This window comes from Rhodococcus cerastii (genome assembly GCF_033042195.1).
Taxonomy (GTDB): Bacteria; Actinomycetota; Actinomycetes; order Mycobacteriales; family Mycobacteriaceae; genus Rhodococcoides.
Genome location: NZ_JAWLKF010000004.1, coordinates 426,994 through 452,456 on the forward strand (window position 1 = coordinate 426,994; position 25,463 = coordinate 452,456).

Annotated in this window: 27 protein-coding genes; 12 read left to right on the top strand and 15 right to left on the bottom strand. The window is 66.2% G+C overall.

Going from position 1 to position 25,463, the window contains the following annotated elements:
• Window positions 1-3 precede the first annotated feature (3 nt).
• The gene (locus R3P93_RS11410) at window positions 4-975 is read left to right on the top strand and encodes an endonuclease/exonuclease/phosphatase family protein (protein WP_317533045.1); all 972 of its coding nucleotides are present in this window, start codon (window positions 4-6) and stop codon (window positions 973-975) included.
• Window positions 976-990: 15 nt separating this feature from the next.
• On the opposite strand, the gene R3P93_RS11415 is transcribed toward R3P93_RS11410, so the two are convergent.
• The 7 genes from R3P93_RS11415 to R3P93_RS11445 are packed head-to-tail and all read right to left on the bottom strand — an operon-like array spanning window position 991 to window position 3,740.
• On the bottom strand, window positions 991-1,569 hold the full coding sequence (locus R3P93_RS11415) for a hypothetical protein (RefSeq protein ID WP_317533046.1): 579 nt from the start codon (window positions 1,567-1,569) through the stop codon (window positions 991-993).
• Window positions 1,566-2,108, bottom strand: a complete 543-nt coding sequence (locus R3P93_RS11420; RefSeq protein ID WP_317533047.1) for a DUF6286 domain-containing protein — start codon at window positions 2,106-2,108, stop codon at window positions 1,566-1,568. The genes R3P93_RS11415 and R3P93_RS11420 overlap by 4 nt, the downstream gene beginning before the upstream one ends.
• Window positions 2,105-2,485 (bottom strand): Asp23/Gls24 family envelope stress response protein, encoded by a 381-nt coding sequence (locus R3P93_RS11425; protein ID WP_317533048.1) that lies wholly within the window; start codon window positions 2,483-2,485, stop codon window positions 2,105-2,107. The genes R3P93_RS11420 and R3P93_RS11425 overlap by 4 nt, the downstream gene beginning before the upstream one ends.
• Window positions 2,478-2,657, bottom strand: a complete 180-nt coding sequence (locus R3P93_RS11430; protein WP_027495126.1) for a hypothetical protein — start codon at window positions 2,655-2,657, stop codon at window positions 2,478-2,480. Before R3P93_RS11430 ends, R3P93_RS11425 begins: the two co-directional genes overlap by 8 nt.
• 15 nt (window positions 2,658-2,672) lie before the next feature.
• Window positions 2,673-2,957, bottom strand: a complete 285-nt coding sequence (locus R3P93_RS11435; RefSeq protein WP_317533049.1) for a hypothetical protein — start codon at window positions 2,955-2,957, stop codon at window positions 2,673-2,675.
• 4 nt (window positions 2,958-2,961) lie between these two features.
• Window positions 2,962-3,237, bottom strand: coding sequence for an Asp23/Gls24 family envelope stress response protein (locus R3P93_RS11440; RefSeq protein ID WP_317533050.1), 276 nt, complete (start codon window positions 3,235-3,237; stop codon window positions 2,962-2,964).
• Between the two features lie 11 nt (window positions 3,238-3,248).
• A complete protein-coding gene (locus R3P93_RS11445) occupies window positions 3,249-3,740 on the bottom strand; it encodes an Asp23/Gls24 family envelope stress response protein (RefSeq protein ID WP_068049443.1) in 492 nt (163 codons plus the stop codon).
• 149 nt (window positions 3,741-3,889) lie between these two features.
• On the opposite strand from R3P93_RS11445, the gene R3P93_RS11450 reads away from it, so the two are divergent.
• The 8 genes from R3P93_RS11450 (at window position 3,890) to R3P93_RS11485 (ending at window position 12,532) form a co-directional block, all read left to right on the top strand.
• The gene (locus R3P93_RS11450; RefSeq protein ID WP_317533051.1) at window positions 3,890-4,477 is read left to right on the top strand and encodes an RNA polymerase sigma factor; all 588 of its coding nucleotides are present in this window, start codon (window positions 3,890-3,892) and stop codon (window positions 4,475-4,477) included.
• Complete coding sequence (locus R3P93_RS11455; RefSeq protein ID WP_317533052.1) at window positions 4,462-4,920, top strand: hypothetical protein; 459 nt, start codon at window positions 4,462-4,464, stop codon at window positions 4,918-4,920. Before R3P93_RS11450 ends, R3P93_RS11455 begins: the two co-directional genes overlap by 16 nt.
• A gap of 89 nt (window positions 4,921-5,009) precedes the next feature.
• Window positions 5,010-5,093 (top strand): potassium-transporting ATPase subunit F, encoded by an 84-nt coding sequence (locus R3P93_RS11460; RefSeq protein WP_082898670.1) that lies wholly within the window; start codon window positions 5,010-5,012, stop codon window positions 5,091-5,093.
• A gap of 7 nt (window positions 5,094-5,100) precedes the next feature.
• Window positions 5,101-6,765, top strand: coding sequence for a potassium-transporting ATPase subunit KdpA (gene kdpA / locus R3P93_RS11465; protein WP_317533053.1), 1,665 nt, complete (start codon window positions 5,101-5,103; stop codon window positions 6,763-6,765).
• On the top strand, window positions 6,762-8,762 hold the full coding sequence (gene kdpB, locus R3P93_RS11470; protein ID WP_317533054.1) for a potassium-transporting ATPase subunit KdpB: 2,001 nt from the start codon (window positions 6,762-6,764) through the stop codon (window positions 8,760-8,762). The genes kdpA and kdpB overlap by 4 nt, the downstream gene beginning before the upstream one ends.
• A gap of 2 nt (window positions 8,763-8,764) precedes the next feature.
• Window positions 8,765-9,421, top strand: a complete 657-nt coding sequence (locus R3P93_RS11475; protein WP_149406782.1) for a potassium-transporting ATPase subunit C — start codon at window positions 8,765-8,767, stop codon at window positions 9,419-9,421.
• Complete coding sequence (locus tag R3P93_RS11480) at window positions 9,405-11,858, top strand: sensor histidine kinase KdpD (protein WP_317533055.1); 2,454 nt, start codon at window positions 9,405-9,407, stop codon at window positions 11,856-11,858. Before R3P93_RS11475 ends, R3P93_RS11480 begins: the two co-directional genes overlap by 17 nt.
• Window positions 11,855-12,532, top strand: coding sequence for a response regulator (locus R3P93_RS11485; RefSeq protein WP_317533056.1), 678 nt, complete (start codon window positions 11,855-11,857; stop codon window positions 12,530-12,532). Before R3P93_RS11480 ends, R3P93_RS11485 begins: the two co-directional genes overlap by 4 nt.
• Here the strand turns inward: R3P93_RS11485 and ggt are convergent.
• The 3 genes from ggt to R3P93_RS11500 form a co-directional block, all read right to left on the bottom strand.
• Window positions 12,529-14,451, bottom strand: coding sequence for a gamma-glutamyltransferase (gene ggt, locus R3P93_RS11490; RefSeq protein ID WP_394855290.1), 1,923 nt, complete (start codon window positions 14,449-14,451; stop codon window positions 12,529-12,531). The genes R3P93_RS11485 and ggt overlap by 4 nt on opposite strands.
• A gap of 30 nt (window positions 14,452-14,481) precedes the next feature.
• Window positions 14,482-16,713: a putative bifunctional diguanylate cyclase/phosphodiesterase gene (locus R3P93_RS11495; RefSeq protein ID WP_269596148.1), complete on the bottom strand. Its 2,232-nt coding sequence runs from the start codon at window positions 16,711-16,713 to the stop codon at window positions 14,482-14,484.
• Between the two features lie 166 nt (window positions 16,714-16,879).
• A complete protein-coding gene (locus tag R3P93_RS11500; protein ID WP_269596147.1) occupies window positions 16,880-17,854 on the bottom strand; it encodes an NAD(P)/FAD-dependent oxidoreductase in 975 nt (324 codons plus the stop codon).
• Window positions 17,855-18,091: 237 nt separating this feature from the next.
• Between R3P93_RS11500 and R3P93_RS11505 the strand changes: the two genes are divergently transcribed.
• Window positions 18,092-18,334, top strand: coding sequence for a hypothetical protein (locus R3P93_RS11505; RefSeq protein WP_269596146.1), 243 nt, complete (start codon window positions 18,092-18,094; stop codon window positions 18,332-18,334).
• Here the strand turns inward: R3P93_RS11505 and R3P93_RS11510 are convergent.
• The gene (locus R3P93_RS11510) at window positions 18,331-18,498 is read right to left on the bottom strand and encodes a hypothetical protein (protein WP_269596145.1); all 168 of its coding nucleotides are present in this window, start codon (window positions 18,496-18,498) and stop codon (window positions 18,331-18,333) included. The two genes, R3P93_RS11505 and R3P93_RS11510, sit on opposite strands and share 4 nt — an antisense overlap.
• Before the next feature lie 254 nt (window positions 18,499-18,752).
• Here R3P93_RS11510 and R3P93_RS11515 point away from each other — a divergent pair, with 254 nt between their 5' ends.
• Window positions 18,753-19,643 (top strand): SGNH/GDSL hydrolase family protein, encoded by an 891-nt coding sequence (locus tag R3P93_RS11515; protein ID WP_269596144.1) that lies wholly within the window; start codon window positions 18,753-18,755, stop codon window positions 19,641-19,643.
• Window positions 19,644-19,706: 63 nt separating this feature from the next.
• Entirely contained in the window at window positions 19,707-20,348 is a 642-nt protein-coding gene (locus R3P93_RS11520) for a LysE family translocator (protein ID WP_121871509.1), read from the top strand.
• On the opposite strand, the gene atzF is transcribed toward R3P93_RS11520, so the two are convergent.
• Genes atzF through R3P93_RS11540 form a run of 4 tightly spaced genes read right to left on the bottom strand, consistent with a single transcriptional unit; the run spans window position 20,273 to window position 25,458 of the window.
• Window positions 20,273-22,033, bottom strand: a complete 1,761-nt coding sequence (gene atzF, locus R3P93_RS11525) for an allophanate hydrolase (RefSeq protein WP_259468088.1) — start codon at window positions 22,031-22,033, stop codon at window positions 20,273-20,275. The genes R3P93_RS11520 and atzF overlap by 76 nt on opposite strands.
• Entirely contained in the window at window positions 22,023-24,035 is a 2,013-nt protein-coding gene (locus tag R3P93_RS11530; RefSeq protein WP_121871507.1) for a 5-oxoprolinase/urea amidolyase family protein, read from the bottom strand. Before R3P93_RS11530 ends, atzF begins: the two co-directional genes overlap by 11 nt.
• Window positions 24,032-24,673, bottom strand: a complete 642-nt coding sequence (locus tag R3P93_RS11535) for an urea amidolyase associated protein UAAP2 (protein ID WP_149406791.1) — start codon at window positions 24,671-24,673, stop codon at window positions 24,032-24,034. Before R3P93_RS11535 ends, R3P93_RS11530 begins: the two co-directional genes overlap by 4 nt.
• Window positions 24,670-25,458 carry an urea amidolyase associated protein UAAP1 gene (locus R3P93_RS11540; RefSeq protein WP_149406792.1) on the bottom strand — a complete coding sequence of 263 codons (789 nt, stop codon included), beginning with the start codon at window positions 25,456-25,458 and terminating at the stop codon, window positions 24,670-24,672. The genes R3P93_RS11535 and R3P93_RS11540 overlap by 4 nt, the downstream gene beginning before the upstream one ends.
• Window positions 25,459-25,463 lie beyond the last annotated feature (5 nt).

Sequence of the window (25,463 nt, forward strand, 5' to 3'; positions counted from 1 at the left end):
CGGATGCAGCGAACCTGGATACGAATACTCACCGGCTCGATCGCCATTCTGGGCATCGCTACTGGGCTCGTGGCACTGGGCGTCTACTACACCGACACCCGGGTCAACGTCCTGATCGCGCTCGCGTCGTTCGTTCCGCTGATGTTCATCGCCGTGGTGGTCGGTGCCCTGGTGGCGTTGATCGGTAGGCGCTGGGTTCTGGCGGGAGTCTCCGCACTGGTTCTCGCTGCAGGCGCAGTGGCCTACGCACCGCTCTACGTGGCGGACGCGGCACCGGAGGACGCGACGGGCAGCGAGGGCGTGCGGTTGCGCGTCATGCAGGCGAATCTGATGATCGGGCTGGCCGATCCCATTGCTGTGGTCGGTCAGGCCCGCGACAGTGCCGTCGATGTCGTCACGATCCAGGAACTGACCGACGCGTCGGTGGTCGGTCTCCGTGACGCCGGTATGGACGAACTCTTTCCCTACAGCTACCTCGAGCCGCACGTGACCGGCGGCGGCGGAGCCGGAATCTACAGCCGATTCCCGATCTCGGACAACCGGCAGCTCAACGGATACGGCCCGGTCAATCTCGCCACCGAGGTCGAGGTCCCCGGTTCCGAGCCGGTCACGCTGCTGGCCGTGCATCCCGGTCCCGCCTACATCACCCCGGCGGACATCTGGACCGCTGAATTGGACACGCTCCGAAACGATTTGGAGGCGGTGGCAGGCACCGGCCGGGTGATCGTCAGCGGGGACTTCAACACCACGTACTCGCACAAGAAGTTCCGCAACCTGCTCGACGTCGGATACTCGGACGCCGCAGCACAATTGGGCAAGGGCCTGATCCCGACCTATCCCACGGACAAGGGCACGCCCGCTGTCGTCGGGATCGACCACATCCTCACCAACTCCGGCCATGCGCGGTCGCTGGAAAGAATCGATCTCCCCGGATCGGACCATCACGGCCTGATCGGGGAGATCGAATTCTCCTGAGCGTGCGAGCGGAAGTCAGCTCACGCGAACGGACTGCTTTCGAGACTTTCCGCACTGCAACAGGATTCGCACTGCGGCGGGAGTGCCGTCCAGTGACGTCACGATGTCGTTGCGCGTCTGTGCCGCCACCGCGGAGACCTTGTCGAGTGTCGTCACGGCCGGGTCGATGGTCGCGGTGATCTCGACGACCCGCTGACCGCGGTCCGACACCGATCGGCCGTGTGCCGACACGACGCCCTCGTGAGCTGCCAGGGACTTGGCAGCACTCTTGGCGACGGTGGTCAGATCGACACTGAGCCTGCCGTCGACATCCGAGTCTGCGGTGGACGAGAACGCGACGGTGCCGACCGAACGGCGGGGCAGGTGCGCGAGCAACCACCAGAGTCCGAGAAGTACGAGAACGATCGCGCCTGCTCCGAGAGCCCAAGGCCACCAGCCGGCGTCGACGGTGGTGTCGACGAACGCGGCATCGATGCGCTCGCGGCCCGGGAACTGGCCACGTTCCCACGCGATTGCTCCGCCGCCGAGGGCGATCAGTGCGAGTCCGACGACCGCTGTACTGGTGCGGTCGACCGAGGCAGTTGCGCGTTTCACGATGGTTGTCCTGTCGTTCGCACTCGCGTGCGGACTTTCGGTGCCGGCGCGAGTGGGCGGAGAGCGTCGTCGACGGAGGTGGCGATCGACGATTTCAGCGCTGCGGTGTCGGTGCCCGTCACGGTCGACGCGGCGACGGTGACCTTCTTGTTTCCGGCCTTGGCCGTCGCGGAGTCGACACCGGCGTTGTCGAGAGTGGCAGTGCGAGCAACAGCGGCGACGTCACCCTTGCGGAGCCAGACGTCCTGCTCGGTGAGGGCACGGTGAGTCCGCCGGCGTGGCTTGACGGCGAGCAGAACGAGGATGAATCCGACGACGACGGCGGCGATTCCGCCCGGCAACATCCAACTCTGCGCGGTGAGCCCGTCCAGGTTCGTGGCAGCGGGGCCGACCCACTCGGGGCCGTCGATGGCACCCAGGTTCAGCAACGCTTCTCGGCCGAGGACCACACCGGCTCCGATGAGGACGAGTGCGAACAGGATTGCGGGTACGGCCGCGGCGGGGTTCGCTACCGGCTTCTTCGTCGCTTTCGCGGTCATTGCACTCTCCCTTCTTCGACGGTTGCTTCGGCGGGTACGCATTGGACGGTGACGTCGACTCGATCGACGGTGTAGATGCCCAGCTCGGACAGATCCCGAGCCACGGCGGCGCGAACTTCAGCGGCCACCTTCGCCAGCGGCGATGGCCAGGTGACCGCCACCGCGACCTGGGCGCGAACGCGGGAGCCGTTGATCGTCACGTCGGCCTTGGGTAGGTCACGCCCACCGAGGACGCGCAGGCCCGGCTGAGGATCGGCAACGGCGTCGGTGCTGCGGGCAGCGAGTACTGCCAGGCGCTCGACGGCCTTGTGCTTGATCTCCAGTGATCCGCGTTCGCCGGCGTCCTCGGGGGTGTCGGTCGCAGCTGTCTCAGTCACGACCGCGACCACGCATGATCGAGTTCAGGTCCAGTTCGCCGTCGATGTAGCGGCCGACGAAGAATCCGAGGCCGCCGAGAACGATGGCGATGAGGAAGCCGGTGAAGCCGCCTGCCGCTGCGGCGATGGCCAGCAGAAGTCCCACGAACAAACCGATGGTTGCAGTGGTCATGGTCTTGATCTCCACTCAGAGTTCGAAGTAGTTGCGCCTGGTGACGCGTTTGCGGATACGAGCGATCCGCTTGGGAAGTGTGCGTAGAGGGGACGGAATCGAGGACGCACGGAATGCCGTCGGTGTGCTCGCTGCGTTGACAGGGGCCGAGGGCAGCACCGCGAATCGTCGGTCGACATCAGCGAGTTCGGCCATGTACCGGGCCGGATCGCCGCCGATGTCGGGGTGGTGTTCGCGTGCCACAGCGCGCCGAGCCGCCTTGTATTCGGCGGCTCGGTCCTGCGCTGCGTGCTGGTTCACCTGGTCAGACTCGCACAATGTCCTCGACGGTGACGTGCACGGGCCCGTCGACCATCGCCGCCACTGTGCGTCGTACTGCATCGGCCGTCTCGCGGACTGCGACACCGAACTCCAGCGATACGTGGACCTCGGTCCCGTCCTCACCGATTCGGATGCCGGCGATACGACGCCCGGGCAGATACGTAGCGGCCTCACCGAACATGCCGCCGTGCAGCCCGACGACACCGTCGATCGCCAGTACGGCGTCGGCGATGTCCTCGGACCTGTCACGTTCCGTCATGTGCGGGTCGGTCACTGCACTCGGGTGGTGGCGGGCTCGCTGGTGGTGTCTTCGTCGTCCGAGCCGTCGTCGAGGTAGATGTCGTGAACGACGATGTTGACCTCGGTGACCTCGAGGCCGGTCATGCGCTCGACGGCGTTGATGACGTTGCGACGGATGCCCGCTGCGAGGTCTGCAATGGAGACGCCGTAGTCAGCGACGATGTCGATGTCGACCGCTGCCTGACGCTCGCCGACCTCGACCGACACGCCCTGCGACTGGTTGACGCGGGCACCGGGGATGCGCTCGCGGAGAGCGCCGATTGCGCGGCTGGCTCCGCCGCCGACGGCGTGCACTCCCTGGACCTCACGGGTGGCGATGCCGGCGATCTTGGAGACGACGGTATCGGCAATGGTGGTGCGGCCCTGCGAGCTGACGAGCACGGAGTCCGACTTGGTGGTGATGTCGGTCTTTCCTTCGCCTGCTGCGGATACGGTTGCCTTGGTGTCCGTCGTGGAGCTCATGAATGCCTCTCTTCGTTGTATGTCTTCGGTGCAGAGTGTGTGACAGGAGTTGGTCGTAGCTCGATCGGTGAAACGCACGCCCGGATAAAGTGACCTACGTCATAGATTACGTCTACTGGTAAACCGGTATCGAGAGACTTGCGTGATCGATGACCACGATGAAGCGAACTGGGGGCCCGATGGAGTGGGTTGACGCGTCGGACCGCGTTCTCGTCGGCGCTGCGGCGCTGGGCGAGACCGATGCGTTCGAGGAGATCGTCCGGCGCTACGGCCCGGAGATGTTCCGCTATGCGCGCAACATGTTGTCCGATCAAGGTGCCGCCGAGGAGGTGGTGCAGGACGCTTTTGTGGCAGCGTGGAAGGGCCTCGACAATTTCCGTGGGGAATCGGCTCTGCGAACATGGTTGTTCTCGTTGGTGTCGCACAAGGTGATCGACCATCGCCGCAAGCGCAGCGTTCCACCCGCCGAAGATTGGTTGTTCGAGCGCAAGAGCACCGGCGCGGGCAGCAATCCCGAGGCCGATGTCGAGGCCGACAGCTTCATGACCGAGCTGGGCGTCGCGTTGTCGGAGCTGCCCTATCGCCAGCGGGCATGCTGGCTGCTCCGCGAGGTCGAGGGCCTGACACATCCCGAGATCGGCGCGATCATGACGTTGTCCGCAGGCGCAGTACGTGGTCAGTTGACCAGAGCACGAGCAACATTGAGCGAAAGGTTGGCAACATGGCGAACCCAGTAGAGCCGGATTCGGTTCTCGCGCGTGCTGCCACCGAACTTCGGGACGCACCGCCGGAACCGAATTGGGTGGACATCAGCGCGTCCATCCTCACGAAAGTGCGCAACACCACCAGGCGTACGTGGCCCATCGACAGCGCGTATCCGCTCGGCTCCACGGCGGGACCGGCGGACTCGCTGCGCATCAGCGATCACATCGTCAAGACGACGCTCCGGCGTGCACTCGCAGGCGTACGCGGCGCGCAGCCGACCGAGATCGACCTCGACCTCGACGACCATGCCTGTATCGGCCTGTTCGTCGCGGTGATCGGCGTGTACGGCGACGACCTGCAGGCCGCGGGAGACGAGCTGGCGACCATCGCGATCGACACCGTGTCGGATCTGCTGGGCACCACCCTCGGACGCGATGTCGTGGAGATCCGCGTCGACGACATCGAGGAGCGCTAGCGTAATAACTGCGTCATGACCGCTGGTCGACGGCGTAAGAAAGCGTAAGGAACGCGGCTCGGCTCGGTGGCGGGATTCAGGATCGAGCAATGACCGAATTGCTCTGTCTCGTGGTTGCCGCATGTGTTGCGGTGTACCTGTTCGTCGCTCTCCTCGATCCGGAGAGGTTCTGACGCCGCCATGAATCCTGCTCTTGTCGCGGGCCTGCAGATCGCGGTGGTGATCGTCGTGCTGGCTGCGGCGTACGTACCGCTCGGCGACTACATGGCCCGAGTGTTCGACTCGTCCCACGACACGCGCGTCGAGCGTCTGCTCTATCGGGTGGCTCGGGTGAACTCCGCCTCGGAACAGACGTGGGTGGGTTATTCCACCAGTCTGCTGGGGTTCTCGTTCGCCGGCGTCGTGTTCCTGTTCGTACTGCAGCGAATTCAGGGTGTGCTGCCGCTGAACGGAGGCCTGTCCGGTGTCAGCCCGGCGATGGCGTTCAACACCGCCGCGTCGTTCGTCACCAACACCAACTGGCAGTCGTACGTCCCCGAGACCACGCTGTCCAACCTGACGCAGCCGCTGGGCCTCGCGGTGCAGAACTTCGTCTCTGCCGCAGTCGGTCTCGCGGTTGCGATCGCCGTCATCCGTGGCTTCGTGCGTGTCTCCACCGGCGGGGAGCTCGGCAACTTCTGGGTCGACCTCACTCGCGGGACACTGCGCATTCTGTTGCCGCTGGCGCTGCTGGTGGCCGTGATCATGCTGACTCAGGGCACCATCATGTCGTTCTCGACCGGATTCACCTCCACCGGACTGGACGGGCAGGCTGTCACCAATGCGCTTGCGCCCGTTGCCTCTCAGGAGGCGATCAAGGAAATCGGCACCAACGGCGGCGGCATCCTCGCAGCCAACTCCGCGCATCCTTTCGAGAACCCGACCCCACTGACCAACATCGTCCAGATCATCTCGCTGCTGTTGATTCCGGTCGCGCTCACCCGCACGTTCGGCACCATGGTCGGAAACCGCAAGCAGGGCGTGACGCTGCTGGCGGTCATGGCGTCGCTCTGGGCCACGCTGCTGGCGGTCACGCTGTTCGCCGAGTCCGGAACCCGTGGCGTCGCAGCAACCGCCGCGGGCGCGATGATGGAAGGCAAGGAAGTCCGCTTCGGAATTCCGGCGTCGGCGTTGTTCGCCGTGTCCACCACCGGAACATCCACCGGCGCAGTCAATTCCGCCCACGACAGTATGTCTGCACTCGGCGGCGGAACAGTACTGCTGAACATGCTGTTCGGCGAGATCGCGCCCGGCGGCGTCGGCACCGGCCTGTACGGATTGCTCGTGCTCGCGGTCATCGCCGTGTTCGTCGGTGGCCTGCTCGTCGGCCGCACTCCGGAATTCCTCGGCAAGAAGCTGGGTCGACGCGCCATCACGATGGCCGCGCTGTCGGTACTGGTGATGCCGATCCTCGTGCTCGTCGGCACGTCCATCACCGTGATTCTCGAATCGACGACGAGCTATCAGGGCAATCCCGGTATCCACGGCTTCACCGAGGTGCTCTACGCCTACGCGTCGGCCTCGAACAACAACGGCAGCGCCTTCGGTGGACTGACGGTGACCAGCGACTGGTTCCAGATCTCCCTCGGTGTCGCGATGTTGCTCGGCCGCTTCCTGCCGATCGTCTTCGTGCTGGCACTGGCCGGATCGCTGGCGACGACCAAACGCAGCGCACCCAACGCAGGCACCCTCCCCACCGACGGGCCGCTGTTCGGCACATTGCTGATCGGCACCGCGATTCTCGTCGCCGCCCTCACGTTCTTCCCCGCACTTGCTCTCGGACCCATAGCAGAGGCCATGCAATGAACCTGTCACTGAGAACGGCCGTCCCCGGCGCGTTCCGCAAACTCGACCCGAGGCACCTGGCCCGCAACCCGGTCATGTTCGTCGTCTTCCTCGGCTCCATCGTCACCACCATCCTCTCGATCGCCCAGCCGTCGGTGTTCGCCTGGTTCGTCACCGGATGGCTGTGGTTCACGGTGCTGTTCGCCAACCTCGCCGAATCCGTGGCCGAGGGCCGCGGCAAGGCCCAGGCCGCCAGCCTGCGAAAGGTCAAGCAGGACACTGTTGCCCGACGTCGCACCGCATCCGGAGTGGAAGAGGTCGCCGGTGCCGAATTGCTCGTCGGCGACGAGGTGATCGTCTCGGCAGGTGAGGTCATACCCGGTGACGGCGACGTCATCGAGGGCATCGCCACCGTCGACGAGTCGGCGATCACGGGAGAATCGGCTCCCGTGGTGCGCGAGTCCGGCGGCGACCGATCGGCGGTGACCGGCGGAACCATCGTGCTCTCGGACGAGATCGTCGTGAAAATCACTGCAGCGCAGGGTGAGACGTTCGTCGATCGAATGATCGCACTCGTCGAGGGCGCGGCTCGGCAGAAGACGCCGAACGAGATCGCCCTGAACATCCTGCTCGCGTCCCTGACGATCGTGTTCCTCTTCGCCGTCGTCGCCATCGGTCCGATGTCGAACTACGCAGGGCAGCAGCAGGATCTGATCCAGCTGATCGCACTGTTGGTCTGTCTGATCCCCACCACGATCGGCGCGCTGCTCTCGGCGATCGGCATCGCGGGCATGGACCGACTGGTGCAACGCAACGTGCTGGCGATGTCCGGACGCGCAGTGGAAGCGGCAGGCGACATCGACACGTTGCTGATGGACAAGACCGGCACCATTACGTTCGGAAATCGACGCGCGACCGGACTGCACCCGGCCACAGGCGTCGACGCCGTCGAACTGGCTCGGGCAGCCCGACTGTCCTCACTCGCCGACGGCACCCCCGAGGGCCGCAGCATCGTCGAACTGGTCGAGCGTGACTTCGAATCTGCAACGGCAGAAGGCGAATCCGAGCGCGGTGAGTTCGTGGCCTTCACGGCGCAAACTCGGATGAGTGGGTTGGACCTACCGGGCATGGAGATCCGCAAGGGTGCAGCGGATTCGGTCTACGGCTGGATTCGTGAGGGTGGCGGGACGGCAGATCTCGACGCCACCGTGCACGACATTGCCCAGAACGGCGGTACGCCGCTGGTGGTGGCGGTACGCGAGACCGGTTCTGCTGCTCGTGCTCTCGGTGTCGTGGAGCTCTCCGACGTGGTCAAGCCGGGCATCGCCGAGCGGTTCGCACAGCTGCGCGCCATGGGAATTCGGACGGTGATGGTGACCGGCGACAATCCGCTCACCGCCAAGGCCATCGCCGCCGAGGCCGGGGTCGACGATTACCTCGCCGAGGCGACGCCCGAGGACAAGCTCACGCTGATCCGGCAGGAACAGGAGGGCGGCAGGCTGGTCGCGATGACCGGCGACGGGACCAACGACGCCCCGGCTCTCGCCCAGGCCGACGTCGGTGTCGCGATGAACACCGGCACGTCCGCCGCCAAGGAAGCCGGCAACATGGTCGATCTCGATTCCGACCCGACGAAGTTGATCGAGATCGTCGAGATCGGCAAGCAGCTCCTCATCACCCGCGGCGCGCTGACGACGTTCTCGCTGGCCAACGATCTGGCGAAGTACTCCGCGATTCTGCCGGCGATGTTCTCCACCGTCTATCCGCAGCTCGGTGGGCTCAACATCATGCGTCTGGCGACGCCGGAATCGGCGATCCTGTCTGCGGTGATCTTCAATGCGTTGGTGATCGTCGCGCTGATCCCGTTGGCGCTGAAAGGTGTTCGCTACACCCCGGCGTCGGCGGCAGCATTGCTGCGCCGGAACCTGCTGGTGTACGGCGTCGGCGGCGTCATCAGCCCGTTCGTCGGCATCTGGCTCATCGACCTCCTCGTTCGACACATTCCAGGGATTGGCTGATCATGCGCTTCGTACAGGGATTTCTTCGCCAGGTCGTGGCCGGCTTCGCAGTGCTGCTGGCATTGACGGTCGTTCTCGGCATCGGCTACCCGGCCGTGGTCTGGGGCATCAGCCGTATCGGGACCGACTCCGCCGAGGGTTCGCCGCTGCGCGACGCCCGGGGCTGCGTCGTCGGAAGCTCGTTGATCGGCGTCGACCCGCAGGTGGCTCCGGGAGAGCCGGATCCGTTCTTCCACACCCGCGTCACCGGGTCGGTGTCCGACGACGACGCGTTCGCTCCGGGGGATCCGGCGGCGGCGCTGCCGACCAACCAGGGGCCGTCGAGCGAGGTGCTGGCGTCGTTCGTCGAGCAGCGCCGCGCTGCCATCGCCGCTCGGGAGAACGTCGATCCTGCTGCGGTACCCGCCGATGCCGTCACCGGGTCCGGTTCGGGGATCGATCCCGACATCAGCCCCGCCTACGCGGCCATCCAGATCGCGCGAGTGGCTCAGGCCAACGGGGCGTCGGTGAGCGACGTCGAGGCTCTGGTCGCGGAGTACACGCACGGGCCGCAGTACGGTGTACTCGGTGCCGAAGCGGTGAACGTTCCGGAGTTGAACCTGGCACTACGGGACACATACCGGCCGGGTGAGGAGACAGGCTGTGGCGGACAGGGGTGAGCTGCGGATCTACCTCGGCGCAGCGCCCGGCGTCGGCAAGACCTTCGCCATGCTCGGCGAGGCGCATCGACTGCGCAGCCGGGGCTGCGACGTCGTGGCGGCGGTCGTCGAGACACACGGCCGAGCGCGAACGATCGACGCGCTCGACGGCATCGAAGTGTTGCCGATGGCGACCGTCGAGTACCGCGGGTCCTCGGCGCAGGAACTCGATCTCGACGCCGTCCTGGCCCGAAAGCCGCAGGTGGTGCTCGTCGACGAACTGGCGCACACCAACACCCCGGGCAGCGTGCACGGCAAGCGGTGGCAGGACGTCGAAGTGCTGCTCGACGCAGGCATCGACGTCATCTCCACCCTCAACGTCCAGCATCTCGAATCGCTCAACGACGTGGTGCAGCAGATCACCGGGGTGCCGCAGCGAGAGACCGTGCCCGACAGCGTCGTTCGAGCCGCTGACGAGGTCGAGTTGGTCGACATCACCCCCGAGGCGCTGCGCAGCAGATTGCGGCACGGCAACGTCTACGCCGCCGAGAAGGTCGACGCCGCACTGAGCAACTACTTCCGCGGCGGTAACCTCACCGCCCTGCGCGAGCTCGCGCTGCTGTGGATCGCCGATCAGGTCGACGCGGCACTGGTGAAGTACCGCAAGGACAATCGCATCACCGACACGTGGGAGGCCCGCGAGCGCGTGGTGGTGGCGGTGACCGGTGGCCCGGAATCGGAAACGTTGCTGCGCCGCGCCAGTCGCATCGCCTCGAAGTCCAGTGCCGAGCTGATGGTGCTGCACATCGTCCGCGGCGACGGGCTCATGGGTGTCTCGGCACCGCAGATGGGTTCGGTGCGCAAGCTGGCCGCCGGGCTGGGTGCCAGCGTGCACAGCGTCGTCGGCGACGACGTGCCGACGACGCTGCTCGACTTCGCCCGCGGGGTGAATGCGACGCAGCTGGTGATCGGCACCTCGAGACGGTCACGTGCCGCCCGCATCCTCGACGAGGGCATCGGCGCTGCGGTGGTGCAGAACTCGGGAAAGATCGACGTACACATGGTCACCCACGCCGAGCAGGCCACCCGCAGGGGCATGCAGGTCGATTCGGGTCGTCGACGGATCATCGCGTGGGTCGCCGCCGTCCTGGTGCCGTGCCTGGCCGCGGCCGTACTGAGCACGGTCGGACCGGACTTCGACTCCAGCGGTGAGAGCGCCCTGTTCTTCATGGTGGTGCTCTGTGTCGCGCTGCTGGGAGGGGTTGCGCCGGCGGCACTCTCGGCGTTGATCGCGGGCTTCCTGCTCAACTGCTTCTTCACCACACCCCGGTACAGCCTGACGATCGCCGAGCCCGACAACTTCGTCGTCACCGTCGTGCTGCTCCTCGTCGCCGTTGCCGTCGCCGCCCTCGTCGACGCCGCCGCCCGGCGGACGCGTCAGGCACGCCGGGCCACCCAGGAAGCCGAGCTGCTGACGCTGTTCGCCGGATCGGTACTCCGCGGAGCGGATCTGACCGCACTCCTCGAACGCGCCCGTGAGACCTATCGGCAGACGGGCGTTGCGCTGTGGGACAACCAGTCCGGATCCATCGTGGGCAGCGCCGGTGCGCAGGCTCCTGTCGACCGTGCCGCAGCCGACACCGAGGTCGACGCGGGCGACTTCACGCTGCTGCTCGTCGGCGAACGCACACACGCGCACGATCGGCGGGTACTCGCGGCGGTGGCCAATCAGGCGGCCGGCATGGTCCGTCAGGCGCGTCTTGCCGAGGAAGCCAGCCGAGCCAACGCGCTCGCCGAGGCCGACGCGTTGCGTCGAGCATTGCTCTCCGCCGTCAGCCACGATCTGCGGACGCCACTGTCGGCGGTCAAAGCGGCGTCCTCGTCGCTGCGCAGCACCGACGTGCAATTCTCGCCCGAGGACACCGACGAGTTGCTGGCCACCATCGACGAGTCTGCCGATCAGCTGACCGCTCTGGTGAGCAATCTGCTCGATTCCTCGCGGCTGCAAGCGGGCGTGGTTCAGCCGAGCCTGCGACCCGTTTTCGTCGACGACGTGTTGGCCGGCGCATTGATCGGAGCCGACGATCGGGTTCGAGTGGACGTGGGCGATGTCGAAGTGCTGGCGGACCCGGGTCTGCTCGAGCGGGTGCTGGCGAACCTGGTGCACAACAGTGCCCGCTACGCACCCACCGGCGACATCATCGTCAGTGCGGCGGTGCACGGCGAGTGGGCGAGTATCTCCGTCGCCGACCACGGCCCCGGCATCACCGAGGGAGCCGAGGAGACGATGTTCGACGCGTTCCAGCGCCTCGGGGATCGCGACAACTCGGTGGGCGTCGGGCTCGGGTTGTCGGTGGTGCGAGGATTCGTGCGGGCGATGGGCGGTACCGTCACGGCATCGAACACCGTGGGCGGCGGGCTGACGATGACGGTCGAGTTGAAGGCGGCGAGTAGGTGAAGGTGCGGGTGCTCGTCGTCGACGACGAGCCGCAGATCGTGCGGGCGCTGCGGATCAACCTCAATGTCCGTGGGTTCGAGGTGGTCAGCGCGGCGAGTGGCGGAGAGGCGCTGCGGGTGGCCGCGAACTTCCACCCGGACATCGTGATTCTCGACCTCGGGCTGCCCGACATCGACGGAATCGACGTCATCGCCGGTCTGCGCGGCTGGACCGACGTACCGATCCTGGTGCTCTCGGCTCGCACCGATTCGGCCGATACCGTCGAGGCACTCGACGCCGGTGCCGACGACTTCGTCACCAAGCCCTTCGGCATGGACGAGTTGCTGGCCCGATTGCGCGCCGCGCTGCGCCGTGGACCGCACTCCGTCGCCGACCCCGTTGTCGTCACCGAGGACTTCACCGTCGATCTCGCCGCCAAAACCGTTGTACGGCAGGGCGAGAACGTGCACCTGACCCGCACCGAATGGGGGGTTCTCGAACTGCTGGTGCGCTACGAGGGCAAGCTGGTGTCGCAGAAGGACATACTGCGCACCGTGTGGGGACCCGGCCACGAGCGTGAAACACATTATCTGCGAATCTATCTCGGCCAACTGCGGCAGAAGCTCGAACGAGATCCGGCGTCCCCGGTGCATCTGATCACCGAAACCGGTATGGGCTACCGGTTTGTGAGTTAACCGCCCAGTACCTCACCCTCGCGGCGTGGGTCCGCTCCCCCGATCCAACCTCCGTCGGTCCGTTGCAGCGCACTCAGTCCGCTGGACTGGTCGGCGACCGACACCTGGTGGCCCATCTCGCGGAGCTGCACGACCACCGGATCGTTCTCGCCCATCACGTTCGGGTGCTCACCGCCGTAGTTGGTCGACGGGGTGTTGGCCGCACCGAAGTCGACCATCGACACCGCCTGCTGCGGATCCATACCCCAATCGAGCAGTCCCACCAGTGTTTTGACGACGAACTGGATGATCACCGAACCGCCGGGAGAGCCGGCGACGAGCGCCAGATCTCCGCGCGTGCCGTCGTCGTTTCGGTCGAAGACCAGGGTCGGTGCCATCGAACTACGCGGACGCTTCCCCGGCTCGACGCGATTGGCCACCGGCGTACCGTCCTCGGCCACCGGCGATGCCGAGAAGTCGGTGAGCTGATTGTTGAGCAGGAAGCCGTCGACCATGTGGAACGAGCCGAAAGCCGACTCGACGGTCGTCGTCATCGAGGCTGCATTGCCCTGGCTGTCGACGACGGAGATGTGGCTGGTGCCGAACTCGGGATCGGTGGACGAGGCGAACTGCACCGGGCCGAAGTCGCCGGGCTGCGCTGTGCCCATGGATCTGCCCTCGTCGATCAGTCCCGCTCGCTCACTGAGGTATTCGGGATCGAGCAGTGCATCGGGGGATCCGCCGGGCAGTGGTACGAAGTCCGGATCGGCGACGTACTTGTCGCGGTCGGCGTAGGCCAAGCGCTCGGCCTCGGCGATCAGGTGCACGCCCTCGGCCGTCGGGGTTCCGCCGTTGGCGTCCATTCCCGTCGGGGCGTACTGCGCGAGATCGAAATTCGACAGAATTCCCATCGCCGACGCCACCGCGATACCGCCCGAGGACGGGCCGGGCATACCGCAGATGTCGTGGTCGCGATACTCGGTGCAGACGGCCGTGCGGGTCTTGGGTTCGTACGCGGCGAGATCCTCCAGCGTGATCTGTCCGGGGGTACGGCCGGCGGTGGTGTCCGCGGTCGCGTCGACGATGGCCTGCGCGATGTCACCGGTGTAGAAGGCGTCCGCACCGTCGGTTGCGATGGCGGAGAGCGTCTTCGACATCGCCGGGTTGTTCAGCACCGTCCCGGCCGGCTTGCCGGTGCCGTCCGGCTGCAGGAAGTAGTCCTTGGACGCGGGGTCGAGGGCGAGCTTCGGTGCCGAGTCGGCAATGGACGATGCCATGCGCGGGCTGATCTCGATTCCGTTGTCGGCGAGACCGATTGCGGGGTCGAACAGCTCACCCCACTGCTTGGTGCCGTGATCGTCGTGGGCTTGCTCGAGCATCCGCAGCACCCCGGGGACGCCGATCGATCGGCCGCTCGAACGGGCATCGGGTTGCGGCAGAGTGCGATCGACGTCGTCGATGTACCGCAGGTAGTCGCCGGTCGCACTCATCGGGGCGGTCTCGCGGCCGTCGTAGCTCTGTACTTCACCGGTGGCCGCGTCGTAGTACATCAGGAAGGCCCCGCCGCCGATGCCGGAGGACTGCGGCTCGACGAGGCCGAGCACCGTCTGCGCCACGATCAGCGCGTCGGTCGCGGTGCCACCGTCACGCAGGACCGCGCACGCGGCCTCGGTGGAGACCGGGTTGGCCGTCGAGACGGAATACGAGGCCGTCTCCACCGGAGCCATGTCGGATCGATACCCGGTCGCCACTTCGGGATTGGTGGAGATGTCACCCGAACTCGCACTCGGCGTCCCCTCTACCGGGGTGCCGCCGCTGGCACCGAGAACACAGCTGTTCTCGGACGCGGGGTCGGGATCGGTGCTCTCGCTGCTACTGCACGCGGCGAGCGGCACCAGCAGTAGGGCACACGCAAGGACAGTCGAGCGGTGCACTCCGATTACAGACACCGCCCGACGCTAACACCCGGCTCACCTGCCGGCACGGGTCTCGGCAGATTCGAGAAGCCAATGCGCGACGGGTGCCGGTCTACCGAACAGAAAGCCCTGCGCGAAGCGGCATTCGAGAGCCTCGATGATCGCGGCCTGCTCCTCGGTCTCGACGCCCTCGGCGACCGTGGCCACCGGCAGCGCCGACGCCATGGCGACGATCGCGCGAATCAGCTGCGTGTCGGATTCCGAAGTGCCGATCTGGTGGACGAACGACTTGTCGATCTTGAGCAGTGCGATCGGCATCGCGCGCAGCCTGCTCAACGAGGAGTAGCCGATACCGAAGTCGTCGAGAACGATGAGCACACCCATCGCGGCGAGTCGGTCGAGAACGCTTTTCGCCGTACCCATGTCGTCGATCAGCACGCTCTCGGTGATCTCGAGGGCCAGATCTGCTCCGTCGAGGCCGTACGTGTCGAGCAGTCGCGCGACGATCACCGGCAACGAATCGTCACGCAACTGCATCGGGGACACGTTCACCGACATGGTGACGTCCTGCCCGTTGGAACGAAGTGTCACCAGATCCGACATCGCGGTGCGCAGCACCCATTCGCCGATTTCCTTGATGAGATTGGTGGATTCGGCGATCGGGATGAACTCGTTGGGGGTACGCACTCGCCCCTGCCAGTTCCAGCGCAGGAGTGCCTCGTAGACGACGGTGGTGCGCGAGGTCGTCTCGACGATAGGCTGGTAGTACACCTCGAGCTCGCCGCGTCTGATCGCGCCGCGCAGCGCGGTGGCGGTCTCGATCGCGGATGTCGCTCGGGCCCGCAGGGATTCGTCGAAGGACGCGTAGCGCGCCGCGCCGAGAGATTTCGCGTGATACATCGCGGTGTCGGCCTCTCGGATGGCGTCGTGCAGTCGGTCCGCGTCCGCGATTCCCACCGAGGCCGTGACGTATGCCGTTGCGGCGCTCAGAGGGAACGGCTCGTTGGTCCGATCGATGATGCGGCGGGCCAACGCTTCTGCTCCGCCGCGATCGCGGCGGGTCAACACGACGAACTCGTCACCGGCGTACCTGACCACGGTGTCGGCGGCACCGACGGCGGCGCGGATGCGTCGCGCTGCGGCGACGATGAGTTCGTCACCGACGCGGTGACCGTACGAGTCGTTGACCATCTTGAAGTTGTCGAGGTCGACGAACAGGACGCACGTGCGCCCCGGAGTCTCGGTGCGCTCGAGCCGGGTGAACTCCTCGTCGAGCATCGTGCGGTTCGGTAGGCCGGTCAACAGATCGTGAGCGGCAAGGTATTTCGCGTGCTCCTCGCCGACCTGCACTCGGGTCAGTGCGCGTTCGCCGCGCAGGAAGGCCCCCACCAGGATCGAGGCGAGCAACAGGGACCGCACGATCAGATCTCCGGTGGACACGGCCGAGCCCAGCAGCGGGACCGTGGCGCAGACGACCAGCAGCGTCACCACGAACACGACGCGGCGGCTGCTGTGCGCCGGTGCAGGAGTCTGCCGCTGGGAGACGGTGCGCATCGACGGATCCAGGGCGGCCATCGCCAGGGCGAGATACGCGAACAGGTAGATGCCGTCGAGCAATCCCGAGGACGGCGCGTCGTCGGTGGTGGCCGCGAAGGCGTACGAGATGTCGCCGACGAGTGTCGCGACGAGTGCGATCAGAGCCCACTGCAGCGCTGGGGTACGGGGTTTGGACGAGAACAGCAGGTAGGTGGTCAAGGTGATCAGTGCCGCGTCGATCGCCGGATACAGCCCGTTGAACACCGTCGATGCCGACGAACGGGGAGATCCCAGGGCCGGAGAGATGAACAGCAACCACGACAGGAACAGGGTGCCGAGAAAGATCAGGCCGGCGTCGACGAGCGGAGTGATGTCGTCGATCGACCGGCGATCTCGAATCCACCGCGACAGTGCGTACCCGACGAGTGCGTACCCGGTCAGGGTGAACAGATCCGGCAGCAGCGGGAACGAATGGTTCAGAGCGGTGGGATCGCTGCGGAGCGAGACCCCGAACATGAACAGCACCGAGGCACCGAACAGTGCCCACCAGCATCGAGAGTCGTCGGGACGGTATCTACGGATCGCGGCGCTGATGGCCAGTACCGATCCGACTGCGACGGTGGCCAGCACACCGGCCCGCACTCCGGCGTCGCCGAGAACGAAGACGGTGCCCGCGACGACGACCACTGCACCCAGGCCGACGGTTCGTACGGTGTGCATGGCGAAGGGCGCAGCGACCTTCGTATTCATCGAAGGACCTACTTCCTTCTCGCTCGTAGCGTTCGCGTGCCTGTTCGCGGCGCCTCCATGGGTGAATATACGTCTTTGCGCAGCGCACACGGGGCCGAAGACGACCCGGAGGCCGGAGAAGCTCAACAGATGTTGTGACAGCGCACAGGCGCCAGTCTCCGGGCATTCAGGAGGCGATGGCCTTCGCCTGTTCGACGGCGAGGCGAACCTCCTCCTCGATCAGGTCACCGTTGATCGCCGCGCCTGCCTTGACTCCGGCCGCGGACGCCGCCACGACGGTGTCCATCGGTGCAGACACGTTGCCCGCAACCCACACGCCGGGCACGGATGTGGCACCGACGGGGTCGGCCTCGACGTACGTGCCGAGAACATGGTCGTTCATGACCATCTCGGTCGTGGCCAGCCCCAGCGACAACAGGACGTCTGCGCGGGAGGTGAAGTTGGGTCCGACGACCAATGCGTCGACCGGGATCTGCGTGCCGCTCGCGAGCGTCACTCCGACGATCGCGTCGCCCTCGACATCGACCCGAGCGATCTCCCCGTCGACGACCTCGATGCCACGTGCGGCAAGTCGCTCGCGTTCTTGGGTGGCCGATCGTGTTGCCGTGTGGGCGAACACCGTGACGTGCTCGGTGAGCTGACGCCACATCTGTGCCTGATGTCCGATCATGGCGCTGCCGATGATGCCGATCCTGCGATCGCGTACCTCCCAGCCATGGCAATACGGGCAGTGCAGTACGTCGCGCCCCCACCGATCGGCGAGGCCGGGGATGTCGGGCAGTACATCGGTGAGGCCGGTGGTGACCAGGAGGCGGCGTCCGCGGACGACGGAACCGTCGGCGAGAGTCACCTCGAACCCGGCTTCGGTTCGACTCGCGGACGTCGCGACACCCTCGACGATGCGTGCGCCGTAGTGGAGCGCCTCGTCTCGGCCGAGGCGAACCAGCTCGAGAGGCGACTCGCCGTCGCGGGTGAGGTAGTTGTGTGAATGCGCTGCCGGAGCGTTGCGGGGATCGCCCGCGTCGATGATCGCGACGGATCGTCGGGAACGGCCGAGGGCCACGGCGGCGCTGAGTCCGGCGACTCCGCCGCCGACGATGATCGCGTCGACCGGAGTGTGTCGATCGGTGTCTGTAGTCATGGGGAGAGTGTCCGACACAGCCCAACAGTTGGCAAGAAAACTTGCCACAACAGCAAATGGTGGAATCGAAAAATACCGCACGACGGGATCGAACGCCCATACCCGGCCTAGTGCCGAATTGTGATCGTGCCGACTGGCATCGAGGCGGCCAGCGGTCGATGTAAGCGCGGATCTACCGCTTGAACAGGGCGTTCACTCGAGGTCTACTGGTCGGTAAGAATCGAGCCGGGGGGGCGTGTGGGGCACTTCGAGATCGGCGAGACCGTGATCACGGTCCGCAACCTGGGACATGTGCGATGGCGTAGCGGAATTCCCAAAGGGACCGTGGGAATCGTCGTCGGCGTCGATTGGCTCGGTGACGCTCGCGTGAGCTTCACCGTCGGCGAGTCGATGCGCACCCGAGGCGAGACGGTGGAGCATATAGTCGCCGACGGCGACGTCCGCACGTTGCGGGCCGCTCCCCGCCGTCTGATCGGTTAGTTGCTGTCGGTTCGCTCGTCGTCGGTCGCGGGACCGGTTTCGATCGCTCCGCCTTCGCTCGACCAATCGTTGTCTTCCGCCGCCGCGGCCGGATCGGAGGTCACGTCTTCCTTGGCGTCGGGAGCGGTGTCGTCGTTCTTCGAGTCGTTGTTGTGGGTAGTCATGACCCCGGGGTACCCGCGCGGAACCGATGCAATCGTCGGCCCCGCACGGGCGGGCGTTCCGGAGGTCTCTACAGCCCGAAGGGCAGCGTTCCCGGTGCCAGCTCGAAGCCGCTGCTGCCAGCGGAAATGGAGCCGAAGCCGCCGAGGATCTGGTTGATGAACGCGGTGATCATGAAAATTCCTCTGTTCGATGCGATGGACGCTCTGTCCTGGACAACCCGGTCGAGGTTACCGGCAGCTGTAGCGTCGAAGCTGTGAGGAGCCAGGGAATTCTCGTCGGTCTTGCTGTGTCCGCCTGCGTACTGGCGGGCTGTTCGTCGGAGTCTTCGGTATCGGAAGCGCCCGCTCAGCCGTCGGAGGCCCCGGTTTCGGTGAACTACGTCGCGTTGGGTGACTCGGCCGCATCGGGCCCGCGAATCCCCAACCAGGTCGGCGTACCGGGATGCCAGCAGTCCGATGCCAACTACCCGCACGTACTCGCCGAGGATCTGGCGGTCGGCTCGTTCGTCGACGTCACCTGCTCGGGTGCCGTCACCGAGAACATCCTCTCCACTCCGCAGGAAACCTCCAGCGGTGAGGTTCCTGTGCAACTCGACGCGTTGACCCCTGAAACCGATCTGGTGACCGTCACGATCGGCGGCAACGACATCGGGCTGGTCTCGACAGCCGTGCAATGCCTCACCTTCGCGGACACCTCCGCCGCCAACGTCTGCAAGGACCGGCTCACCGCAGGTGGCGTGGATACCGTCGCCGCTGCCATCGAAGACAAGGCCCCCAGCTGGGGTGCCATGCTCGACGCGGTGGGCGAGCGTGCGCCCGATGCTCGAATTCTGGTCGTCGGCTACGGCACCTATCTGCCGGACGGCGGCTGCTTCCCCACTCAACCCATGCTGCCCGAGGACGCCGACTACATCCAGGGCAGCATCACCGCCATGAACGACGCCCTGCAGACCCAGGCCGAAGAACACGGTGCAGAGTTCGTCGACACCGAGCCGTTGAGTGTCGGCCACGACGTGTGCGTGGCTGCCGATCAGCGGTACTTCGAGGGGGTCGTCCCGCAGAATCCTGCGGCACCCCTGCATCCGACGGCGGCGGGAATGGCGGCGATCGGTGCCGCGGTGGCCTCGGCAGTGCGTGCCGGATAAGGGAACCACGACACCGTAACTGGCTCTTCTCCTGCAGGCCGGTAGACGTGAAGTCTTGACCGCATGGTCTCGTACTCCGCAGTTCTCGGTGTGTTCGCAGTGGCTCTCGCGTTGGTTCTGACGCCGGGGCCGAACATGATCTACCTTGTCTCGCGCAGTATTTCGCAGGGCCGACGGGCGGGATTCGTATCGCTGGCCGGCGTCGCGATCGGATTCCTGATCTATCTGACGGCCACCAATCTCGGCCTGGCCGCGGTGTTCACGGCCGTGCCCGCCCTGTACACGGCGGTCAAGCTCGCCGGCGCGGCCTACCTCGCCTGGTTGGCGGTGCAGGCCGTGCGCGGGACGGTGTCGGCATTCGAACCGACCGAGCTGCAACAGGATTCGAACCGCCGGCTGTTCACGACGGGCTTGGTGACCAACCTGCTGAATCCGAAGATCGCGATCATGTACATCTCGGTCATCCCGCAATTCGTCGACCCTGCAGCGGGACACATTCTGCTGCAGGGATTCACGCTCGGCGGGGTGCAGATCGCCGTGGCCGTAGCGGTCAACCTGGCGATCGTGGTGCTCGCCGGATCGATCGCGCGGTTCCTCGCCGTTCGCCCGACGTGGCTGCGGGTGCAGCGCTACGTCATGGGCACGGTGCTCGGGCTGCTCGCGGTACGAGTGGCGACCGACGGGGGCAAACCGGTCCCGGCGTGAGCTCTGTACGCGCGCCAGCCGCCGAATTCGGTGATGTCGGTTCCCGCCTCGGCCGCGTCGTGCGCACAGCAGAATCCGGTGACCCAGCGACCGTCGGACAATTCGACCGGACCCAGACCCATCGGCGCGGGCAACCCCGCGAGGAAGGTCCCGAGCGCCGCAGCGGACATGCGATAGAGCTCTCCGGAGATGGGAGCGCCGTCGCCTGCCCGCCGTATCAGGCCGGGCTTGGGCGGGGTGGTGTGCAGATCCACCAGCCGGTAGTCCGCCGTGGTCGTCACCTCGCCGCTGAATCGCGCACCGCGATCGGTCAACTGGTGATGCACCGGAAAACCGCGCAGATGTGCGCCGACGGCCAGTACCTCGATGCCGTCGTCGATCAACGACGGTGACTCGATTCCGCTCAACTGTGCCGCCAGGTCGATTGCGATCTGATCCTCGAACGCGGGTACGACGACCATGACTCCGAACGGAGTGCCGTCCGCCGTCGGAGCTCCGGGAACGGCGACTGCGGCCATGTCGAGCAGGTTGCAGAAGTTGGTGAACGTACCCAGTCGCCGGTTGATGCTCATCGGATCCGACTGCACCGCTGCAATAGTGGGATGTTCGGTGGTGGTGGGTAACAGCAGGCCGTCGAACTCGCTGAGGAATGTGCGGGCTGCTGTCTTCGTTCGCGCAAGGGTGTCGAGATCATCCACGTATCGGTGCGCGGACGGCCCTGCGGCCGAGCGGACGATCGCGGCCACCGTGGGATCGGCACCGGCAGGCGCGGTGTCGAGGAACTCCCCCACGGCCGAATAGCGCTGCGCCACAATCGCTCCGTCGTACAGCAGTGTCGCCGCGTCGAGCAGCGCCGAGATGTCGACCTCGGCGTAGGACATTCCCTTGTCGGCCAGGCCGGCGACCGTCTCCTCGAATGCTCGACGGTACGCCGGGCTGAGCGACGTCAGATCCTCACCTCGTGGGACGGCCACACGGGGCTGCGGGGATGCGGCCAGTCCGACGTCGGCGGGCCAGGCCCGGCTGCGGGAATCGGTGGCAGTCGGGCCGGTCATGACTTTCATGGCCGCAGTGGCACTGTCGAGATCACGGGCGAGGACGGTGACGCAGTCGTAGTCGGCGCAGGCGGGAACGACACCGGTGTTCGGCACGATACCCAGTGAGGTCTTGATGCCCACGATTCCGTGGAAGGCTGCGGGTACTCGACCCGATCCTGCTGTGTCGGTTCCGATTCCGATGTCCGCGATGCCCAGTGCCACCGCGACGGCGGACCCGGAACTCGAGCCTCCCGAGACCAGCGTGGGATCCCAGGCACACCGCACCGCGCCGTAGGGGCTGCGAGTGCCGACCAATCCGGTGGCGAACTGGTCGAGGTTGGTCTTGCCCAGTATCAGTGCGCCCTGGCTGGTCAGTCGTTCGATGGCGACAGCAGATGCCGAAGGGGTGTAGGCGAACTCGGGGCAGGCCGCGGTGGTGGGCAGACCGGCCACGTCGATGTTGTCCTTGACCGCGACCAGTGTGCCCGCGAGCGGTAGCTCCGCACCGGCCGCGAGCGCCTCCTCGAGGGCGACTGCCTCGGCCAGCACGTCGTTCTCGTCACGCAGGGTGATCCAGACCTCGGGCCGATCCACCTCGGCGATCCGCTTGTAGGCCTGCAGAACTCGCTCTCGCACCTCAGGCTGCATCGGTCTTGCCCTTCGTCGTATCGAATTCGCCTGCTGCCGACCACGCATCGCGCTCGGCACCGAAGGCAACGGCTTGCGTCGCGCGGAACTCGGCGATGGAGTCCGCGTTGGTCTCCAGGAAGTTCTCGTGCTCGGCCAGCGAGAATTCACCGTCGGTGATGTCCACGCCGCCGCCGCGGCCGGCCGCCAGATCGGCGCGCAGATCCATCAGTTCCTCGGGTTCGACCGAGTACCAGGAGATTCGGTCGAAGAACCGGAGCAACCACGGGGTGCCCTCCTCGAACGGGCCGTCACTGTAGGCGGCGCTGTGGTTCCACACCTGTGTGGTGCGACCCACGAACTGGTATCCGCCGGGACCCTCCATGCCGTAGATGCACAGGTATGCCCCACCGATGCCGACGGCGTTCTCCGGCGTCCAGGTTCGCGCCGGGTTGTACTTCGTCGTCACCAGGCGGTGTCGCGGATCGAGTGGTGTCGCCACCGGAGCGCCCAGATACACGTCGCCGAGTCCGAGCACCATGTAGTCGGCGGCGAAGACGGTGTCGAACACGTCTGCCACCGAGTCGAGTCCGTTCATGCGCCGAATGAACTCGATGTTCCAGGGGCACCATGGAGCGTCGGCGCGCACACCGTGCATGTACCGCTGGATCGCCTCGCGGGTCGAGGGGTCGTCCCACGAGAGCGGAAGCCGAACCTGGCGGCTGGGAACCACGAGCTCCGAGGCCGCGGGAAGATCGTCCTCCACCTCGGACAGCAGACCCATCAACGAATCGATGGACAGCACATCGGGATTCACCTTCACCTGCAACGAGCGGATGCCCGGGGTCAGGTCCACCAACCCGCGCGGGGCGAGTGCCTCGACGCGCTGGTGCAGGGCGTGGACTCGGGCACGCAGGGCCAGGTCGAGTTTCATGTCGCCGTACTCGACGAGGACGTTGTCGTCTCCCGAGCGCCGGTAGGTGACGCACGTATCGGCGTCGCGTCGAGCGAGGACGCCGTCGTCCCCGTCGCCGCCTGCGGAGAACACTGCAGGCAGAGAAGCGCGCCGAGCGAGTCCGAGTGATCCCAACGGCGCGGTGGCCGCGGCTCGCACCGGTACGAAGCGGATGGTGTCCCCGGGGCGGAGCTGGCCGAGCTTCCACCGCTCGGCGGCGATAACGGTGACGGGGCAGACGAATCCGCCCAGACTCGGGCCGTCCGGTCCGAGCAGGATCGGGGTGTCGCCGGTGAAGTCCAGTGCGCCGACGCTGTAGGCGTTGTCGTGAATGTTGGACGGGTGCAGTCCGGCTTCGCCGCCGTCGGTCCTAGCCCACTGCGGCTTCGGCCCGATGAGCCGGACCCCGGTGCGATCGGAGTTGAAGTGCACCTCGTAGCGGGTGGCGTAGAGGGTGTCGATGTCCTCGCGGGTGAAGAACTCCGGTGCGCCGTGGGGGCCCTCGGTGACGGCGATGTCCCAGTTCGACGTCAGCACCGGCAGGTGTTCCATCGGTATCGGACCGAGAATCTCGGAGTTGTCCGAGCGTCCGGCCAGGCCGATGACGTCGCCCTCACCGAGGGTGCCGCCGCGATGTCCACCGAACTTACCGAGAGTGAACGTTGCTGCGCTGCCGAGATAGTCGTCGACCTCGAGGCTGCCCTGGATCAGAACGTAGACCCGTAGCCCGTGCCCGGTGGTGGTGCCGACATCGAGGGTGGCGCCGGCGGGAACCAGCACCGGCTTCCACTGCGCGGCCGATCGGCCGTCGATGCGAACCGGTACCGCTGCGCCGGTGACGCAGACGTAGGTGTCGGCGTCGAACGTCAATGCCGGCCCGGCCATGGTGGATTCGAGGCCCGGGGCACCCTCGGGGTTGCCGAGCGCGACGTTGCCGAGCCGGAACGACAGGTCGTCCATCGGCCCCGACGGCGGTACGCCCACCTTCCAGTACCCGATGCGACCCGGCCAGTCCTGCACGGTGGTGATCATGCCGGGTCGCTGGACGGTCATCTTGGTCGCGTTCATGCTCGACCGCCCGGCTCTCGCGTCACGATCATCCGCACCGCGGTGGGGTCGAATCCGTTGCAGGGGTTGTTGATCTGGGGGCAGTTGGACACCAGTACCAGCGTGTCGATCTCGGCACGCAAGGAGAGCTTCTTGCCGGGAGCCGACAGACCGTCGACGATGCCGAGCGTGCCGTCGGCGTCGACGGGGACGTTCATGAAGAAGTTGATGTTGGGCACCAGGTCCCGTTTGCCGAGTCCCCACTTGGATCCCTCGATGAGGAAGTTCTCGACGCACGCGTGCTGATGCTGAGTGTGGTGGCCGTAGCGCAGGGTGTTCGATTCCTTGGAGCACGCACCTCCGACGGTGTCGTGGTTGCCGACCTCGTCGTCGACGATCGTCATGATCGGAGTCGAATCATCGCTGCGCAGAACGGTTCCGGTGGTCAGGAACAGGTTCTGCTGAGCGGTGACGGTGGCGGGGGCGGAGTAACGGATCGAGTGATCGTGCGCGCCGTACATCAGGGTGTCGACGGCTTGATTGCCGTACAGATCGACGATCGTCAGTACGTCACCGGCTTCGACGACGGCGGACCACGGGCCGAATGCGGGGGCGATCTCGTCACGAACGATCGTGGTCTCGAGGGTGCTGGCGGTCATTGCGCTGCCTTCCATGCGTTCTCGGTGTTCTGTACTGCGCGCTGGTATTCCGGTTCGGTGTTGTCGAGGGTGAGTAGTTCCTCGGGTGCTCGCCACGCCAGCACGTCGAGGGCCGTCGTAGGGAACTCGGACCTCGGGTCGAGCGGGTGAGCGGTGTTGGCCAGCAACACGATCACCGGCAGGTGGATCAGCAGGTCCACCGACTTCCCCGCTCCCGCCGAGCCGGTGCCGACAAGAGCCCCGTCGGCGTCGACTCTCACGCCGTGGAAGAACGACAGGGACGGTGCGACGTCGCGTGGTTCCAGTCCGTGCTTCGCCGCGGCCAGGGTGAACAGTTCGCGGCCTGCGGGAGCGGACGAATGTGGTCCGCTGACTCCGTATTTCGCGGTGTTGGTAGCGGTGGAGGTGGTGCCGCACAGGGCGTCGTGGTGGCCGGAGGTGTCGTCGACGATGGTCGCCAGCACGCGCCCCTGATCCGAGAGCAGAGGATGGCCGGCACTCAGATACGCCTGCCACGGCACCTTGACGGTGTCGGCGGTGTTGAGTCGCTCCCACGGGGCGTCGGCGCGGTAGAGCAGCAGATTGGCGCAGGCATCACCGTCGACGTCGACGAGGCGTAGCCGGGTTCCGCGAGCGAGGACCTTGGTGGTGTAGCTGCCGCCGGGGACCGATTCTGCCCAAGTGAGCTCCGAGATGCCCTCCGGTGCAGTGGGTGCCGGTGCGACCGTCGCCTGGGAGCGTGCGTGTTCCTTGGCGGAGTGGGTGGTTGCAGTTGCCGTGCTCATACTGG